The sequence below is a fragment of the Xanthomonas sp. NCPPB 3218 genome (assembly GCF_056725185.1).
Genome location: NZ_CM161516.1, coordinates 725,195 through 740,946, shown reverse-complemented (window position 1 = coordinate 740,946; position 15,752 = coordinate 725,195). Strand labels below are relative to the sequence as shown.

The window sequence follows — 15,752 nt, the reverse complement described above, 5'->3', positions numbered from 1 at the left end:
CGTCTGACTGACGCCACTTCGATGCAAAAACACGCGGTCATGATGGCCGGCGAACACGGCAGGTCATGTGATCGCCACGCTATGCGTCAAGATCGATAGCGGCCTGCATGCAGCGGGCTTGAATCGGCCTGCAGATCGCATGACCGCGGCCTGCGGCCGTGCTCCTTGGCGAGCGCTGCGCCCCGGCGGGCGACCCGCGCCGTCGCGGCTGCTGCACATCGCCGCATGCAACCACCCCGCGACAGCCACGTAAACTGCGACACGGCAGCTGCCGCCGCCCCCTGGATCCTGGAGACGCCGTGACATCCCGCCTGCCCCGCCTGCCCCGCCTGCTCACGCTGCTCGCCGTCGCCTTGCTGTCGGCCTGCGCCACCCAGGCGCCGCGTGCGCCACAGCGCTCCCCGGACGCGGTCAAGGCCGACATCGCGCGGCGCCTGCCGGCCACGCTGGGCGATCGCAACGGCTGGGCCGACGATGTCTACGTGGCGCTGTCCTCGCAGGGGCTGGACACCAGCGCTGAGCACATCTGCGCGGTGCTGGCGGTGACCGAGCAGGAGTCGACCTACCAGGCCAACCCGGTGGTACCCAATCTCGGCAAGATTTCGCGCGCCGAGATCGACCGCCGCGCCAGCGCGCATCACATCCCCGGCTTCATGGTCGATGCCGCCCTGCGCATCGACTCGCCCGACGGCCGCAGCTATGCCACGCGCATCGCGAGCGCGCGCACCGAGCAGGAGCTGAGCCGCATCTTCGAAGACTTCACCGGCAGCGTGCCGCTGGGCGCGCGTTTGTTCGACGGGCTCAACCCGGTGCATACCGCCGGGCCGATGCAGGTCAGCATCGCCTTTGCCGAGCAGCATGCCGAGCGCTACCCGTATCCGCCCGGCGACTCGATCCGCCACGAGGTGTTCAGCCGTCGCGGCGGGCTGTGGTTCGGCACCAGGCACCTGCTCGGGTATCCGGCCAGTTACGACGCCCTGCTGTACCGCTTTGCCGACTTCAATGCCGGCTGGTACGCCAGCCGCAATGCCGCCTTCCAGGCGGCGCTGAGCAGGGCCAGCGGCATCGCGCTGACCCTGGATGGCGACCTGCTGACACCCGGCGCCAGCCTGGATGCACCCGGCGGCACCGAACGCGCCGCACGCGCCCTGGGCAGCCAGCTGGCGATGAGCGACCGGCAGCTACGCCGCGCCCTGGAATCCGGCAACGCGGCCGATTTCGAAGACACCGCGCTGTATCGCCAGGTCTTCGCGCTGGCCGAGCGCAGTGCCGGCAAGCCGCTGCCGCGCGCGGTGCTGCCCGGCATCACGCTGGAAAGCCCCAAGATCACCCGCACCCTCACCACCGCCTGGTTCGCGCAGCGGGTGAACGAGCGCTGGAAGCGCTGCATGGGCAAGTAAGCGACTGGCTTGCCGCGCTGCGAGCACTGCCTGCGCTGCGCACCGCCATCTCATTCCCCGCTCAGGCGACTGGTCAACACATCGCCGACAACAGGGCCATGTTCCACCTTGCCATCGCTACCGCGTTGATAGTTGATGCCGACCCGACACGCGGCAGGGTGCATCTCCCAGACCCAGCCATACAGGGCGCGCCCGGTGTCTGGCGGCGAGCGCAGCGGCATGTTCATGCGCAGCCCATCGTCCTGGCCTCGGTCCAGTGTGCACATGACGGTGCCGGCGCCGTCGTCTTCAGCATCCGGGTCGACGTCGTCCACATGGGTGATGGTGGCGATGATCGCTTCGGCAGTCACCCGTTGCTGTAACGCGCGTGGAAGATCGGCAAGCGGGGGCGCAGCGCGTCCACCGGAGGGCTCCTCGACAAATGCATCGCCCAACCCCACCTTGCGAAAGTAGTATTCGCTGCGACCCAGCGTTTTCGAGCCATCCATGGCCGTTGCCATGTCTGCCAGCTCGTCGGCGCGCAGCAGAAACATGTCGGTCCCCGAGCGCATGACCACCAGCTGCGCATCGTTGGCATCGCTACCACTGGAGTCGCTGCGCAACCGAATATCGAGCGTCACCTGTTCGTCGCCAATCTCGGTCTGCGTTACCTCGTAGCGGCCCGCATACGCACGCACATCGGTGCGTGCAAGACTGCGATGATCGATTTTTTCCAGAACAGCAGGCGATACTGCCCGTTGGGCTCGAGCGCCAGCATGCGATGCCAATCGATGTAAGACGAAAGGTACACGCCGTGCAGGTCGTTGCCGGACTGTGGCGCGTTGAAGAGGCCCTCGAACATGGAGCGCTGCGCTGCGGGCAATGCCTCGCCATTGGTCGTAGGTGCATCGGCGACGATTGCAGGGCCGTCGACAGCATCGCGAAGCCGGGTGTGCAGCGCCAACGCATCGACCTTGTTGACCCGCAACATCTGCATCGAAAACAACATCTGATCGATCTCGTAGACCTCGCCCGCAGCCAGTGCGCCGCACTCTTTCCGCGCGGCGGCGAGCAGGGCCGATGGGATCAGGGAGTCGCAGAATTCCGCCTCGCACAGGGACTGGTTGAAGAAGTCGTCCAGGCTCCAGCTCAGGTCAGCGGCGGCTTTGGAGACCGGGTCCAGGTAGACCACGTCTTCGTCGGTGGCGGTCAGCTTGCGGTAGTACAGCAGCGCGCCGAAGGGGGTGAGCGCGATCGGAATACGCCGCACCGCATCGGGTGGCGAGACGATCCAGCGATCCAGCACCGGTTGCCATTGCCGAGGGTCGATCAGCGCGAGTTGCATGTCGCCATAGTGCCCCAGTCCTTTTTGGCGCCAGAGTTCAAGTAGGCTGGCAGACAGCACCGGCGCATAGGCGGCAATCAGGTCCGCCGGGGCAGGCTGCGTCTTGCGCGGCGGGTGTGCCTTGATAAAGGGGGACAGTGCCAAGCGGCGGAACCATGACATCAGACGGCCTCCAGTCAACGTTGCGTGCGTGCAGTAAACCCAAATCGTGCCGCATGGCCCTGTGTGGACGCCGAGAAGCGGAGTTCATGCTGGGACATTCCCGCAGTCAGTGGCTGGCCGGTCACCGGCGTGCGTGCGGTCCACGGGTGTGATCTCCCTCGATGGGCATCGCGCTCGACGAACCTCATCGGTCACGCTGTGGCGGTGCCGGACCGGGCGATGCGCTCGGCAACCGCTCCACCACAGGCCCGCCCCGCGTCGGCCGCCGAAACGCGTGCGGTCCGCCCTGGTCGACAATGGCGCGAGCACGACTTCTGGCAGAGGCACCCGGCCCTCATGGCCGGTAGCATCGGACGGTCGCGCCGACCGCGTTGCGCGCTCCTTTCGTCCCGGAGAGTCTTTCATGCCCACCCCGTTGCCGTTGCGGCAGCTGTTCGCCGCCATCGCCCTGGTCACCCTGCCGGCACTCGCCAGCGCACAGACGCCTGCCGTGACCGAGGCCGACTACGCCCGCGCCGAGCGCCTCACCAGCTATCTGGCGCAACCGCTGGTCGATCACCAGGCCACCCGCATCGACTGGCTGGACGCCACCCACGTGGTCTATGTCGACCACGATGCCAAGGGCAACCAGCTGTTGCAGCTGGACACCGCCACCGGCAAGAGCGCGCCGATCTTCAAGCAGTCCGCATTGGTCGCCTCGCTCAATACGCTGCTCAAGACCGGCGACAAGCCGCTCAAGGCCGACACCTTCGCCCCAGCGGTCAAGCGTACCGCCGATGGCCGCTACCGCCTCAACGTGCGCGACACTGCCGTGGTCTGCGATGCGCGTGCGCGCTGCAGCAAGCTGTATGCAAAGGACAAGGCCGAACCGGGCGTGCTGTCGCCGGACAAGCGCAGCGAAGCCTTCATCCGCAACTGGAACCTGTGGGTGCGCGATCTCGCCAGCGGCCAGGAGACCCAGCTCACCCGCGACGGGGTGGAAAACTTCGGCTACGCCACCGACAACGCCGGCTGGCAGCACAGCGACAACGCCATCGTTGCGTGGTCGCCGGACTCGCGCAAGATCGCCACCTTCCAGCAGGACCAGCGCAAGACCGGCAACATGTACCTGGTCAGCACCAAGCTCGGGCATCCGGAACTGCAGTCGTGGAAATATCCGCTGGCCGGCGACAAGGACGTGACCATGATCGAGCGCGTGGTCATCGACGTGCCCACGCGCAGCGTGCTGCGGCTGAAACTGCCGCCCGACCAGCACCGCTCCACCCTGTGCGATGACGTCAGCTGCTCGCCGGGCCTGTGGGACGATGTGAAGTGGGCGCCGGACGGCAAGACGCTGGCCTTCGTCTCCACCTCGCGCTTCCACAAGCAGGCCTGGTTGCGCATTGCCGATGTCGCCACCGGCGACGTGCGCACCGCCTTCGACGAAACCGCCAAGACCTATTACGAAAGCGGCCAGGTCGCCGCTAACTGGGCGTACCTGCCCGGCAGCAACGAGGCGGTGTGGTTTTCCGAGCGCAGCGATTGGGGCCAGCTGTATCTCTACGACCTGGCCACCGGCAAGCCCAAGCGCGCGATCACCAGCGGCGAGGGCAACGTCACCGAACTGCTGCGCGTGGACCCGCTGACACGCACCGCGTGGTTCGTCGGCGTCGGCCGCAGCCCGGGCGTGGACCCGTATTACCAGCAGCTGTGGAAGGTGAGCCTGGACGGTGGTGAGCCGGTGCTGCTCACGCCAGAAGTCGCCGATCACAGCATTGCGCTGGCGCCCGATGGCGCCCGCTTTGTCGATACCTACTCCACCTCGGTCACGCCACCGGTCACGCTGCTGCGCGATGCCGGCGATGGACGCACGGTCAGCACGATCGCCACTGCCGACATCAGCCGCCTCAAGGCGGCCGGCTGGGTGCCGCCGGAGCCGATCACGGTCAAGGCGCGCGATGGCAAGACCACGCTGTACGGCCTGATGTTCAAGCCCAGCAACTTCGACCCGGCGCGCAAGTACCCGATCATCGATTACGTCTATCCCGGCCCGCAGACCGGTTCGGTCCGCGGCCGCAGTTTCCTTGCCGGCCATGGCGACAATCAATCGCTGGCGGAGCTGGGTTTCATCGTGGTCGCCATCGACGGCATGGGCACACCGTGGCGCTCCAAGACCTTCCACGACACCTGGTACGCCAACATGGGTGACAACACCCTGCCCGACCAAGTGGCCGGCCTGAAGGAACTGGGCCAGCGCTATCCGTGGATCGACCTGGGCCGCGTCGGTATCTGGGGCCACTCCGGCGGCGGCAATGCATCCACCGCCGCGATGCTGCGCTACCCGGACTTCTTCAAGGTGGCCTGGTCGGAAAGCGGCAACCACGACAACCGCGGCTACGAGGACGACTGGGCCGAGAAGTATCACGGCGAGCACATCGTCAACAAGGACGGCAGCTCCAACTACGACGACCAGGCCAACGCCACCCACGCCAGCAAACTCAAGGGCAAGCTGATGCTGGTGCACGGCACCCTGGACGACAACGTGCCGCCGTATCTCACCCTGCTGGTGGCCGATGCCCTGATCAAGGCCAACAAGACCTTCGACATGCTGATGCTGCCCAATGCCAAGCACGGCTATGGCGAGCTCACCCCGTATGTCAGCCGCCGCCGCTGGGACTACTTCGTGCAACACCTGCTCGGCGCCACGCCACCGGCCGACTACCAGATGAAGCCGATGCCCAAGAACTGAGCGCACGCACGCATGGCAGCCGGCGACCCGAAGGCCCCTGCCACGTAGGAGCGGCCCCAGCCGCGACACTCACCGATCGCTGCGCAGCTTGACCGCACGTTCCATCCGGACAACACCGGATGGAACCACCACCCGCCTACTTCGCCGTACTGCCACCCAACTGCGTGCTCAGGAACGCCAGCAAGCGGGTGTAGTATTCGCGACGATGCGGCTCGGTGTAGAAGCCGTGGCCCTCATTGGGGAAATACAGCGCCTCCACCGGCACGCCGGCGCCTTTCAGTGCGCGCTCCATGCGCTTGGTGTGTTCGATCGGCGCACGCTCGTCCTTGCCGCCTGCCGCCAGAAACACCGGCACCTTGATCTGCCTGGCCAGCATCACCGGCGAGCGTGCCGCCAGGGTGTCGCGGGCGCCCAGCCAGTCGCCGGTCCAGTTCTTGGCCCAGCGCGCGTAGCGCGCGGTGTCGCGCGCCATCATGTCCAGATCGTAGACGCCGACATAGCCGGCGGCGCAGCGATACAGGGCCGGCTCCTTCGCAACACCCATCAGCGCAGCGTAACCCCCGTAGCTGGCGCCGTAGAGACAGATGCGCGAGGCATCGGCCACGCCTTGCGCGATCGCCCAGCGGGTGGCGTCGGTGAGATCGTCCTGCATGCGCCCGCCCCACTCCCTGGCGCCGGCCTGGGTGAAGGCACGCCCGTAATTGGCCGAACCGCGGTAATTGACGCGCAGCACCGCGTAGCCCGCGGCGGCCAGCAGCTGCGCCTCGTCATCGAACTCCCATTTGTCGAAGACATCGAACGGCCCGCCGTGCGGCATCACGATCAACGGCAGCGGCGTGCCTGCCTCGGCATGCAGCGGCTGGGTCAGATAGCCGTGCAACTGCAGGCCATCGCGCGCCTGGAAACTTACCTGCCTGCTCGCCGGGACGGCATCGGGCGGGAACCACTCGCGGCGGCTGAACACGCGGTCGGCATGCTTGCTGACCGTATCGAACAGGTAATAGTCGCCGTTATTGCGATCGCTCCACACGTACACCAGCACCAGGCGACGGTCGCGGGTGGCCGAGGTGATGTAGACCGCGTTGCCGTCGAAGGCTTTTTCCAGGCTGCGGTAGAGCCTGGCCGTCGGTGACTTCTCGTCGAAGAAGCGGTTGCGCACCCGGTCGCTCATGTAGGACGCGCCAATCGGCGTGGTGCCGTCCAGATCGCGCAGGATCCGGTAGGGGTCGACGGTGTCGTCGTACAACAACGGCGTGGATTTGCCGCTGGCCGGGTCCCATCCCACCAGCACATCGGTGCCGCTCGCCTGTTCCACCTGCAGATAGGCCTTGTTGCCATCGGCCGCAAAACCGAGCGGAAATTCGCGATGCCCGCTGCTGGCGGCATCATTGACCAACCGCCACGGTGCGGCATCGTCGTCGCGGTAATACAGCTTGCTGACGTTGCTCACGTCGGCGCCGTTGGCAAAGCGGATGCGTCCCTGCTGATCGGTCACGAAGTTTGCGCGCCGCACCGGCGAGGTCGCCACGGTACTGCGCCGGCCGGTCTGGATGTCCAGCTTGTCGATGCGGATGTTCGGGTCGCCGACGAACGGGATCGTCGACACCAGGATGTTGCGCGGATCGCCCGGCAAGGTATCGAGCATGAACGTGCCTGGCTCCAGGTCCATCTTCAACTGCACGCCGTTGATATCCGGATTGGTGCCATAGGGGCTGGCCAGCAGGCGGCCATTCTTGCCATCGGCGTCGATGGCATGCAGCTGGCCGATCGCCATCGGCTCGTCGCGCGACCCCAGCCGCTGCGCCATCGACACCACGATGCGGTCGTCGCTGGCCCACCAGAAATCGTCCACCACGCTATTGGCGCCACCGGTGACTTTCGCGGTGGCCATCTTGTCCTGCCGCCGTACGATGCCCAGTACGGTGCGATCTTCCAACGGCATGGTGAGCGCGAAATACTCACCCGTCGGCGAGATCTTGATCCGCTCGAACTGGTCGCTTTTGAGATAGGGCGTCAGATCCAGCGGTTGCGACGGCGTCTGCGCGCGAGCCGGCACTGTGATGGTCATTGCCACTGCCAGCGCGGCAGTCGCCACCCTCATCCAATAATGCATTGCGACACTCCGCCTCTTCCTTGGTCCGCCTATGGTGGCAAAGGCGGTTTGTGGAGTCCATCGCCTGGCGCGGTGCCACGCAAAGCACGCGGCATCAATGCTGCCTGGCCTGCATCGACGTGCTCAGGCACCGGAGCGTGCGCGCGGACCCAACAGACCGATACGCCGGAACCACATTTCCAGCGGCACCGTCACCAGCGGCGGCAACGCGGCCAGCAGGCTCAGCGCCCACGCCCACCACGGCCAGCGCAGGCGCAGCGCGGCAAGCACGCTGACCGCCACATAGAACAGGAAGGCCGCGCCATGCAGGCGCCCGAACAGCCACACCACAAGCTCGGTGGTGTGCGTGCCGTACTTGAGCAACATGCCGAGCAACAACCCGGCCCAGGTCAGCCCCTCGATAAAGGCGGCCACCGCAAACAGCCGGCCGATCGGCGACAACGCAGAAGAAGCTCGCATGCAACACTCCAGACGGACAGGGATTGCCGCGACGCGATGGCGGCGGCGACGCCCGCTGGCAGTTGCATTCTACAGAGCGCATCGCGCATCGGCAGCCGGCCCGCGTTCCTGGCGATAATGGTGGCCCTTGCACCACCTGCCGGCCTCCCATGCGCACCCTCTTCTTGCTCGCCGTGCTTGCACTGGCAATGCTGCCCACCACCTCCATCGCCGTACAGCTGCAGGACGGCGACTTGCTGTTCGTCACCGCCGCCCGCACCGGCCTGAGCGGTGCCATCGACGATGCCACCGCCAGGCAGGATGCCCCCAGCTTCGATCATGTGGCACTGCTCGCCCATGACGCTACCGGACAGGTGCTGCTGCACGCAGACGAACAAGGCTCGCGGCAGCAGCCGCTGCAGGCATTCGTCGAAGAAGCCAACGCCAAGCATCGGCAGATCCATGTGTACCGGCTGACGGAAGAACAGCGCAATGCGATCCCCGGCGCCATCGCGCAGGCACGGCGCATGCTCGGCAAGCCTTACAACCAGACCTACGTGCAGGACGACAACAGCTACTACTGCTCGGACTTCATCGAACGCGCGTTCCGCGCACGGCACGTCTTCGCCCTGCAACCGATGAACTTCAAGAACCTGCAGACCGGCAAGATCTCGCAGTACTGGACCGACTTTTACCGCAGCAAGGGCATGGACGTGCCGCAAGGCCTGCCCGGCACCAACCCGAACGATATGGCGGCCGCTCCCGTGCTGGCGTATGTCGGCCGTTTGAATTGATGCGCGGGAATGCCGGCGACAACAGGCGCCTGCTTCGCCAATAAGCTAGTGCAGACGCTGCGCGCGAGACAGTATCCGTCGCTGCAGCTGGAGCTGGAGGTGCTCAACGACGAAGGTCACCTGAGTGTCGCGCCGCGCGGCATCACCCATGGGCTGAAGTTCCTGTTGGGCACCAAGGCTCCCTGAGTGCAATTCCGCGCGCCTAGTTGCGCGGCGCAAGCCGATACATTCCCGGCGGCGCATCGCAAGCACATCCAGTGCCGTGCGGGCGCCGCCAATGCACGGCATGCACAAGCTCTTGCCAACGCCCATACATGCGCCGGCCTAGTGTGTGCACATCCATACAGCGTGCCGCACGCAGTGCATTCCGCCTGCGATTGTTGAGCACACGCAGAGGTGTACATGGCTTTGATTCATTCCATCCTGATGGGCGCCGTCGCCGGCATGCGCTCGATGACGCCGCTGGCAGCGGTGACCAATGCTGCGCGTACCGGCAAGCTTCCTGCCGACAACGGCGCACCGCCGCTGCTGGCCAATCCGCTGGCGTCGGCCGGCATGCTCGCGCTTGCCGGCGGCGAACTGGCGGGCGACAAGATGAAAACCGCGCCCGACCGCATCGTGCTGCCCGGCATGATCGCACGCATCGCCACCGGCGTGATCGTCGGCGCGGCCCTGGCTCCGCGCCACCAGCGCGGCGTCGCCGCACTGCTGGGCGCGTCCACCGCAGTGGCGGCCGCCTATCTCACCTTCAACCTACGCATGCGTGCGATCGACCGCTACGGCCAGACCAGCACCGGCGTGGTCGAAGACGCGATCACGGTGGGCGCAGCGACGTTGATCATGCGCGACGCGGCCAAGCACTAGCGCGACGTCACTCACCTAAGCCTGTCGCGCTGCAACCACAGGGCGCGCCATGGCGACGGCTGTTCCACCGTCGCCATAGCGAAGCGATGACTCGGTGCGCGCTCGCGCCGCGGCAGTTGCAGCAGCGCAAGTCTCACAGCCTACGCAGGCCGGTAGACCGCGCACAGCTTGTTGCCGTCCGGGTCGCGCACGTAGGCCAGCCAGACCGGCCCCATGCGGCTCTCACGCACGCCCGGTGGATCTTCGATGGACACACCACCTGCCGCCACCGCAGCGTCATGGAATGCCTGCACCTGCTCGGGCGAGCCGCAGCTGAAGCCCACGGTGGCGCCGTTGCCGCTGGTCGCGGGCGCATCGTTGATCGGCTCGCTGACAACGAACGTGCTGCCGGCATGGCGATAGAACAGGCGCACATGACCAGACCCGGCTGGGTTAACCAGTGGCTCCGCCGCACCGAGGACGCCGCCGAGCACCGCATCGTAAAACTGCCTGGATCGCGCGATATCGTTCGATCCCACCATCACATGATTCAGCACACATCACTCCTGTTCGTATCGAAGGCGCACAGCTTAGGCCAGCACGTGGATATCCGGCAGCATTCGGCGAATTGCTGCATCAGCCGCCACGCCCGTGCGGCGCCTGCAGATCCAACACTGGCCCCAGCGGCACGATGCCGGTGGGATTGATCATGTCGTGACTCTGGTAGTAATGGTGCTTGATGTGCTGGAAATTCACCGTGTCTGCGATACCCGGCATCTGATACAGCTCACGCAGGTAGCCGGACAGCTGCGGATAATCGGCAATGCGCCGCAGGTTGCACTTGAAATGGCCGACATACACCGCGTCGAAACGCACCAGCGTGGTGAACAGGCGCCAGTCCGCTTCGGTGAGCCGGTCGCCGCACAGGTAGCGCTGCTGGCCCAGGCGCGCATCGAGCCAATCCAGGCTCTCGAATAGCGGCACCACCGCCTCTTCGTACGCAGCCTGCGTGGTGGCAAAGCCTGCCTTGTACACGCCATTGTTGACGGTGTCGTACACGCGCGCATTGATCGCATCGATCTGCTCGCGCAGCGGCGCCGGATAGAAATCGCCGGGCGCAGCGCCGACCGCGTCGAAGGCGCTATTGAACATGCGGATGATGTCGGCCGACTCGTTGCTGACCACCGTGTTGCGCTCGCGATCCCAAAGCACCGGCACGGTCACGCGCCCGGAATACTGCGGATCCGCCTTCAGATAGACCTCGTACAGATGCTGCGCCTGGTGGAGCGCATCGCCCACCACGCCCGGCCCTGGCGCAAACGTCCAGCCCTGCTTGCCCATCAGCCAGTGCACCACCGACACGTCGATCATCGACTCCAGACCTTTCAGGCGCCGGAAGATCAATGTGCGATGCGCCCACGGGCAGGCCAGCGACACATACAGGTGATAGCGCCCGGGAGCGGCCTGAAAGCCACCGTCCCCATGCGGACCGGGGCTGCCATCGCGCGTCACCCAATTGCGGAACTGCGATTGCGAGCGCTCGAAACGCCCACCGCTCTTGTCGGTGTCGTACCAACTGTCCTGCCACTTGCCATCGACCAACAGGCCCATGCTGCCTTCTCCGCTACCACAATAGGCCGCAACCCTAGCCCAGCCGGTCTGGAGAGTGCGTGAGCGGCCGTGGTGGCGTGAGCGGACGCGAGCAGCCAGCAGCGTTTGCAGACCGAAGACCCACCGCTGCAAGGCAACAGGAGCCCCGCGTTTCCGTCGGCCGGCAGCGCACGCTACCTGGCAATCACCGACGTGCCGGAAGGCACCATGTAGCAGGCCTGCGCCTTCTTGCAGGCATCGGCATTGAGCTCGGCGATCTGGCTGGCCAGGTACTGCTCGGGCGTCAGGCCCATGCGGTTGCGGTATGCATTGTCGGCATCGGCCTTGGCGACCTGTTCCTGCTCGCGTTGCCGCTCTGCGGTCGTCGCCTCGACCAGCGTCTTGACACGCTGTTGCTGCGCAGCGGTGAGGTTCATCTGCTGCAACACGTCCGGATTAGGGCGCGCGCGTCCGAGCGTGATGTTCTGGATCTGGATCGGCAAGCCTTGTTGCTTGACCAGCGCGCTGACGTTCTGGGTGACCGAATCGTCGATTTTCCTGGCGGTATCCGGGTCGCTCATCATCTTGGTCATGTCGTAGCGCTTGACCTGATCGCGCACGATGGACGCGTACTGGCTGGCGACATTGTTCTTGAACCAGTCCTGCCCAAACCCGGACAGCAGCAAGGCCGGGGCGGTGATCCGGTACTGGATCTGGGTCGAGAAGTCCAACAGGATATTGTCGCTGGAGGAGAAATCGTCGAAGGCCACCTGCACGGTTTGCGGGGTGACATCCACATACGACGCAGAGGTGGTCAACCAGGTGTACGTGCGCCCGGGATCACGCACATCGTCCAGGCGGATGCCCCCCTTGCCAAAGAACAGCGGTTTATCCACCAGCACGGCCTGTTGCCCCGGATCGGGCGAGACCACCGTACACGCACAGAGCAAGCCGGCCAGCCCGAAAGCCAGCATGGAATTCTTCATCAATGTCCCCTTGAATGGACGGGCGTGGGGCCCCTCCGGTATGGGGAAAGATTATCCAATCCGGGATGCGATCGCACCCTGGCCTCCCGCATGACGGGCGGCAACACGCCGCTGCATGCAAACACGTGCACACAGGCCTTCCAGCCGCGTGCTGAGAGCTGAACCTGGCGCGCGCCCTACGCGGCGATTGGATGCATCCCCGGCAGCGACGCCCGCACCGCCGCAACCCATCCAGCCCTGTCATTGGCGCGCGCACCCAAGGATCGGCGAAAATAGCCGCGGTCCGGACGCTCCGGCCTGCGGCGGCAGCGGTCCAGGCCAGCGTGGCCGCTGACCCCCATCCATCGCGTCCACCGCGCCGCCCGCTGCATGCGCTCCGCCTTCTGTCGCTCTTTTCCGGATCCATCTTGAACACCAACGCCCCACCCCCGCCCGCCGACGACCTGCCCCTGACCGACCGCCTGCGCGCGGCGCTGGACCTGCTGGAGGCCATCGAGGCCGACCGCAGCGTGCTCGACACGCTGCCCGAGGCCGACCGCGTGCGGCTGCACCAGGTGGTGGCCAGGGTCTATCACCCCGAGCCCAAGGCGCGGCGGCAGCTGCTCAAGCAGCGCGAGCGCGAGCGGCACCAGGAGAAGGTGCGCAAGGCCGAAGCGCTGCTCGAGCAGCGCGGCATCCGCGCACTGCGGCGCAAACCGGTGTTCAGCACGCCCAATTTCTTCCCGCCGCATGCCGCCGGCCTGCACGACGCGCACAACGGCCAGAATGCCGCTGCCGCACCGGAGCCCACGCATTCGCCGGAGTTGCGCCACTGCTACGTCTGCAAGCAGAAGTTCACCCAGCTGCATCATTTCTATGACCAGATGTGCCCGGCCTGCGCCGAGCTGAACTACTTCAAGCGCACCGAAACCGCCGACCTGCGCGGACGCGTGGCGCTGCTGACCGGCGGACGGGTCAAGATCGGCTATCAGGCCGGCTTGAAGCTGCTGCGCGCCGGCGCGGAACTGATCGTCACCACGCGGTTTCCGCGCGATTCGGCCGCGCGCTATGCGCAGGAGCCGGACTTCAGCGAATGGGGCCATCGCCTGCAGGTGTTCGGCCTGGATCTGCGCCACACCCCCAGCGTAGAAGCGTTCTGCAGCCAGCTGCTGGCCACCCGCGACCGGCTGGACTTCATCATCAACAACGCCTGCCAGACGGTGCGCCGCCCGCCGCAGTTCTACGCGCACATGATGGCCGGCGAGACCGCCGCGCTGCATGAGTTGCCGGAAACCGTACGCAACTTGGTCGGCCATTACGAAGGCCTGCGCACGCCCGAACTGCTGCGCGATGCCTCGGCAATGGCGCTGCCGGCGGTGCATGGCCGCGGCCTGGACGGCGCCGATGGGCTCACCCGCGCCGCCGAGCTGTCGCAGGTGGCGTTGCTGGACGACGAACTGGTCGGCCAGCAGCACCTGTTCCCGGATGGACGCCTGGATCAGGACCTGCAGCAGGTGGATCTGCGCGGGCGCAACTCCTGGCGCCTGCTGATGGACGAAGTGCCCTCGGTGGAACTGCTGGAAACCCAGCTGGTCAACGCCATCGCCCCCTTCATCATCAACGCGCGGCTGAAGCCGCTGATGCTGCGCACGCCCGAGCGCGACAAGCACATCGTCAACGTCTCGGCGATGGAAGGGCAGTTCTACCGCAACTTCAAGACCACCCGGCATCCGCATACCAACATGGCCAAGGCCGCGTTGAACATGATGACGCGCACCTCGGCGGCCGATTACCAGAACGACGGCATCCACATGAACAGCGTCGACACCGGCTGGGTCACCGACGAGGATCCGGCGGACATCGCCGCGCTCAAGGTTCAGCAGGAACGCTTCCACCCGCCGCTGGACATCGTCGACGGCGCCGCGCGCATCGTCGACCCCATCATCCACGGCGCCAACACCGGCGAGCATGTGTGGGGGCAGTTCCTCAAGGACTATGCGCCGACGGATTGGTAAGAGCTTTCAATCTGCAGGCGCCTGCACCGGCGCCTGCTGCAAATGTTGCCGCCACGTGCATAACGGCCGAGCTCCCTTGTCGCCCCGTTGACTGCACCGCCGCTAGCGTCACGGTCAATCAACCGAGACGCCCACATGACAGAGCACGGCAAGCCCAACCCGATCATCGACACCCTCTCCAACGTCATCGGCGCCATCCGTGCCGACGACGACATGCACGACCTGGCCCAGGCCCACGATGCGCTAGAGCCCAAGGCCATCGAGAAGCTGACGCCGGCCGAAGCCCGGCAGCAGCCGACTATTGCTGATGCGGTCAACAAGCTCCTGCACGACCAGGGCAAATCCGCCGACCCGGAGGCGCTGGTGCCTGGCGTCAAGCGCACCTCCCACACCCTGGAAACGCCTGCCGGCAATCTCCCGGCCTTTGTCTATACCCCGCAAGGTGGCACCGCACTGCCGGTCATCGTCTATTTCCACGGCGGTGGCTGGGTGATCGCCAATGCCGAGGTCTATGATGGCGGCGCGCGCGGGCTCGCCAAGGAAACCGGCGCCATCGTGGTCTCGGTAGACTATCGCCAGGCGCCCGAACACAAGTTCCCCGCCGCCTGGGACGACGCGCTCGCCGCCTACGAATGGGTGCTGGCAAACGCGGCAAGCATCGGCGGCAACCCGCAGCGTGTCGCCCTCGCAGGCGAGAGCGCCGGCGGCAACCTCGCGATCGCCACGGCGGTAGCCGCGCGCGACAAGGGGCTGCCGGCACCGACGCATATTCTGGCGGTCTACCCCGTCGGGCAGACCGGCAGCCTGCACACCGAGTCCTACATCGAAAACGCCATCGCCAAGCCCCTCAACAAGGCCATGATCGAATGGTTCGTGGGGCACCTGATCCGCAGCGACGCCGACAAGGCAGATACGCGTCTGGACCTGGTCAACGCCAACCTCCGCGGCCTGGCACCGGTGACGATCATCAACGCCACCATCGACCCGCTGCGCAGCGACGGCGCCAAGCTGGAAGACGCACTCAAGGACGCCAACGTACCGGTCGAGCGTGAGGTCTACACCGGCGTGACGCACGAGTTCTTTGGCTGCGCCGCCGTCGTTGCCAAGGCCAAGGCCGCACAGGAGTACGCAGGCAAGCGGCTGCGCGAGTCGTTCCGCTAAACAAGGCACAGCGTCTGGCACGACAGGCGTGCCACGCGATAGCAGGAACAGATAATGTCCATACGAGGGCCGCCCTGGCATACCAGGCGGCCCTCTTTTTTGATCCCAGTTTGTGCGTTATTAAAACTATTACTGTCGGGACAGGGTATTGGCTCCGAGCCTGCCTCGTAGGCAGCACGATGCGACAGGCCTGGGACTAAAAAGGACTACCGCAGCAAC

Annotated in this window: 11 protein-coding genes and 2 pseudogenes; 7 read left to right on the top strand and 6 right to left on the bottom strand. The window is 65.9% G+C overall.

Going from position 1 to position 15,752, the window contains the following annotated elements:
- Nucleotides 1–311: 311 nt before the first annotated feature.
- On the top strand, nt 312–1,400 hold the full coding sequence (locus AC1PLS_RS03250; RefSeq protein WP_184432952.1) for a DUF1615 domain-containing protein: 1,089 nt from the start codon (nt 312–314) through the stop codon (nt 1,398–1,400).
- 50 nt (nt 1,401–1,450) lie between these two features.
- On the opposite strand, the pseudogene AC1PLS_RS03245 reads toward AC1PLS_RS03250, so the two are convergent.
- Nucleotides 1,451–2,886 (bottom strand): annotated as a pseudogene (locus AC1PLS_RS03245) (GAD-like domain-containing protein).
- Between the two features lie 403 nt (nt 2,887–3,289).
- Here AC1PLS_RS03245 and AC1PLS_RS03240 point away from each other — a divergent pair.
- Entirely contained in the window at nt 3,290–5,614 is a 2,325-nt protein-coding gene (locus tag AC1PLS_RS03240) for a S9 family peptidase (RefSeq protein ID WP_184432225.1), read from the top strand.
- A 136-nt stretch (nt 5,615–5,750) separates the two neighbouring features.
- Here the strand turns inward: AC1PLS_RS03240 and AC1PLS_RS03235 are convergent, their stop codons facing one another.
- Both AC1PLS_RS03235 and AC1PLS_RS03230 read right to left on the bottom strand, forming a co-directional pair.
- A complete protein-coding gene (locus AC1PLS_RS03235; protein WP_260300056.1) occupies nt 5,751–7,682 on the bottom strand; it encodes an alpha/beta hydrolase family protein in 1,932 nt (643 codons plus the stop codon).
- 168 nt (nt 7,683–7,850) lie between these two features.
- Nucleotides 7,851–8,186, bottom strand: a complete 336-nt coding sequence (locus tag AC1PLS_RS03230) for a DUF3817 domain-containing protein (RefSeq protein WP_065032155.1) — start codon at nt 8,184–8,186, stop codon at nt 7,851–7,853.
- Nucleotides 8,187–8,335: 149 nt separating this feature from the next.
- On the opposite strand from AC1PLS_RS03230, the gene AC1PLS_RS03225 reads away from it, so the two are divergent.
- From AC1PLS_RS03225 to AC1PLS_RS03215, 3 genes and pseudogenes are all read left to right on the top strand, one after another.
- Nucleotides 8,336–8,959, top strand: a complete 624-nt coding sequence (locus tag AC1PLS_RS03225; RefSeq protein ID WP_146091125.1) for a YiiX/YebB-like N1pC/P60 family cysteine hydrolase — start codon at nt 8,336–8,338, stop codon at nt 8,957–8,959.
- A 45-nt stretch (nt 8,960–9,004) separates the two neighbouring features.
- Nucleotides 9,005–9,145, top strand: a pseudogene (locus AC1PLS_RS03220) (alpha/beta hydrolase); the annotation flags it as partial.
- 216 nt (nt 9,146–9,361) lie between these two features.
- Nucleotides 9,362–9,823, top strand: a complete 462-nt coding sequence (locus tag AC1PLS_RS03215) for a membrane protein (protein ID WP_024937826.1) — start codon at nt 9,362–9,364, stop codon at nt 9,821–9,823.
- Between the two features lie 140 nt (nt 9,824–9,963).
- Here AC1PLS_RS03215 and AC1PLS_RS03210 read toward each other — a convergent pair whose 3' ends face one another.
- From AC1PLS_RS03210 to AC1PLS_RS03200, 3 genes are all read right to left on the bottom strand, one after another.
- Entirely contained in the window at nt 9,964–10,359 is a 396-nt protein-coding gene (locus tag AC1PLS_RS03210; protein WP_104569127.1) for a VOC family protein, read from the bottom strand.
- Nucleotides 10,360–10,438: 79 nt separating this feature from the next.
- Complete coding sequence (locus AC1PLS_RS03205; RefSeq protein WP_039513158.1) at nt 10,439–11,413, bottom strand: glutathione S-transferase family protein; 975 nt, start codon at nt 11,411–11,413, stop codon at nt 10,439–10,441.
- Nucleotides 11,414–11,586: 173 nt separating this feature from the next.
- Nucleotides 11,587–12,366, bottom strand: coding sequence for an SPFH domain-containing protein (locus AC1PLS_RS03200; RefSeq protein WP_046345603.1), 780 nt, complete (start codon nt 12,364–12,366; stop codon nt 11,587–11,589).
- 419 nt (nt 12,367–12,785) lie between these two features.
- On the opposite strand from AC1PLS_RS03200, the gene AC1PLS_RS03195 reads away from it, so the two are divergent.
- Both AC1PLS_RS03195 and AC1PLS_RS03190 read left to right on the top strand, forming a co-directional pair.
- Nucleotides 12,786–14,372 (top strand): SDR family NAD(P)-dependent oxidoreductase, encoded by a 1,587-nt coding sequence (locus AC1PLS_RS03195; RefSeq protein ID WP_127159407.1) that lies wholly within the window; start codon nt 12,786–12,788, stop codon nt 14,370–14,372.
- 135 nt (nt 14,373–14,507) lie between these two features.
- Complete coding sequence (locus AC1PLS_RS03190) at nt 14,508–15,533, top strand: alpha/beta hydrolase (RefSeq protein ID WP_046345601.1); 1,026 nt, start codon at nt 14,508–14,510, stop codon at nt 15,531–15,533.
- Nucleotides 15,534–15,752 lie beyond the last annotated feature (219 nt).

What these genes read in the sequence shown, in the direction of transcription:
- AC1PLS_RS03235 (WP_260300056.1), bottom strand. Translation starts at nt 7,682, where the DNA reads ATGACCATCACAGTGCCGGCTCGCGCGCAGACGCCGTCGCAACCGCTG.
- AC1PLS_RS03225 (WP_146091125.1), top strand. Translation starts at nt 8,336, where the DNA reads ATGCGCACCCTCTTCTTGCTCGCCGTGCTTGCACTGGCAATGCTGCCC.
- AC1PLS_RS03230 (WP_065032155.1), bottom strand. Translation starts at nt 8,186, where the DNA reads ATGCGAGCTTCTTCTGCGTTGTCGCCGATCGGCCGGCTGTTTGCGGTG.
- AC1PLS_RS03240 (WP_184432225.1), top strand. Translation starts at nt 3,290, where the DNA reads ATGCCCACCCCGTTGCCGTTGCGGCAGCTGTTCGCCGCCATCGCCCTG.
- AC1PLS_RS03205 (WP_039513158.1), bottom strand. Translation starts at nt 11,413, where the DNA reads ATGGGCCTGTTGGTCGATGGCAAGTGGCAGGACAGTTGGTACGACACC.
- AC1PLS_RS03190 (WP_046345601.1), top strand. Translation starts at nt 14,508, where the DNA reads ATGACAGAGCACGGCAAGCCCAACCCGATCATCGACACCCTCTCCAAC.
- AC1PLS_RS03215 (WP_024937826.1), top strand. Translation starts at nt 9,362, where the DNA reads ATGGCTTTGATTCATTCCATCCTGATGGGCGCCGTCGCCGGCATGCGC.
- AC1PLS_RS03200 (WP_046345603.1), bottom strand. Translation starts at nt 12,366, where the DNA reads ATGCTGGCTTTCGGGCTGGCCGGCTTGCTCTGTGCGTGTACGGTGGTC.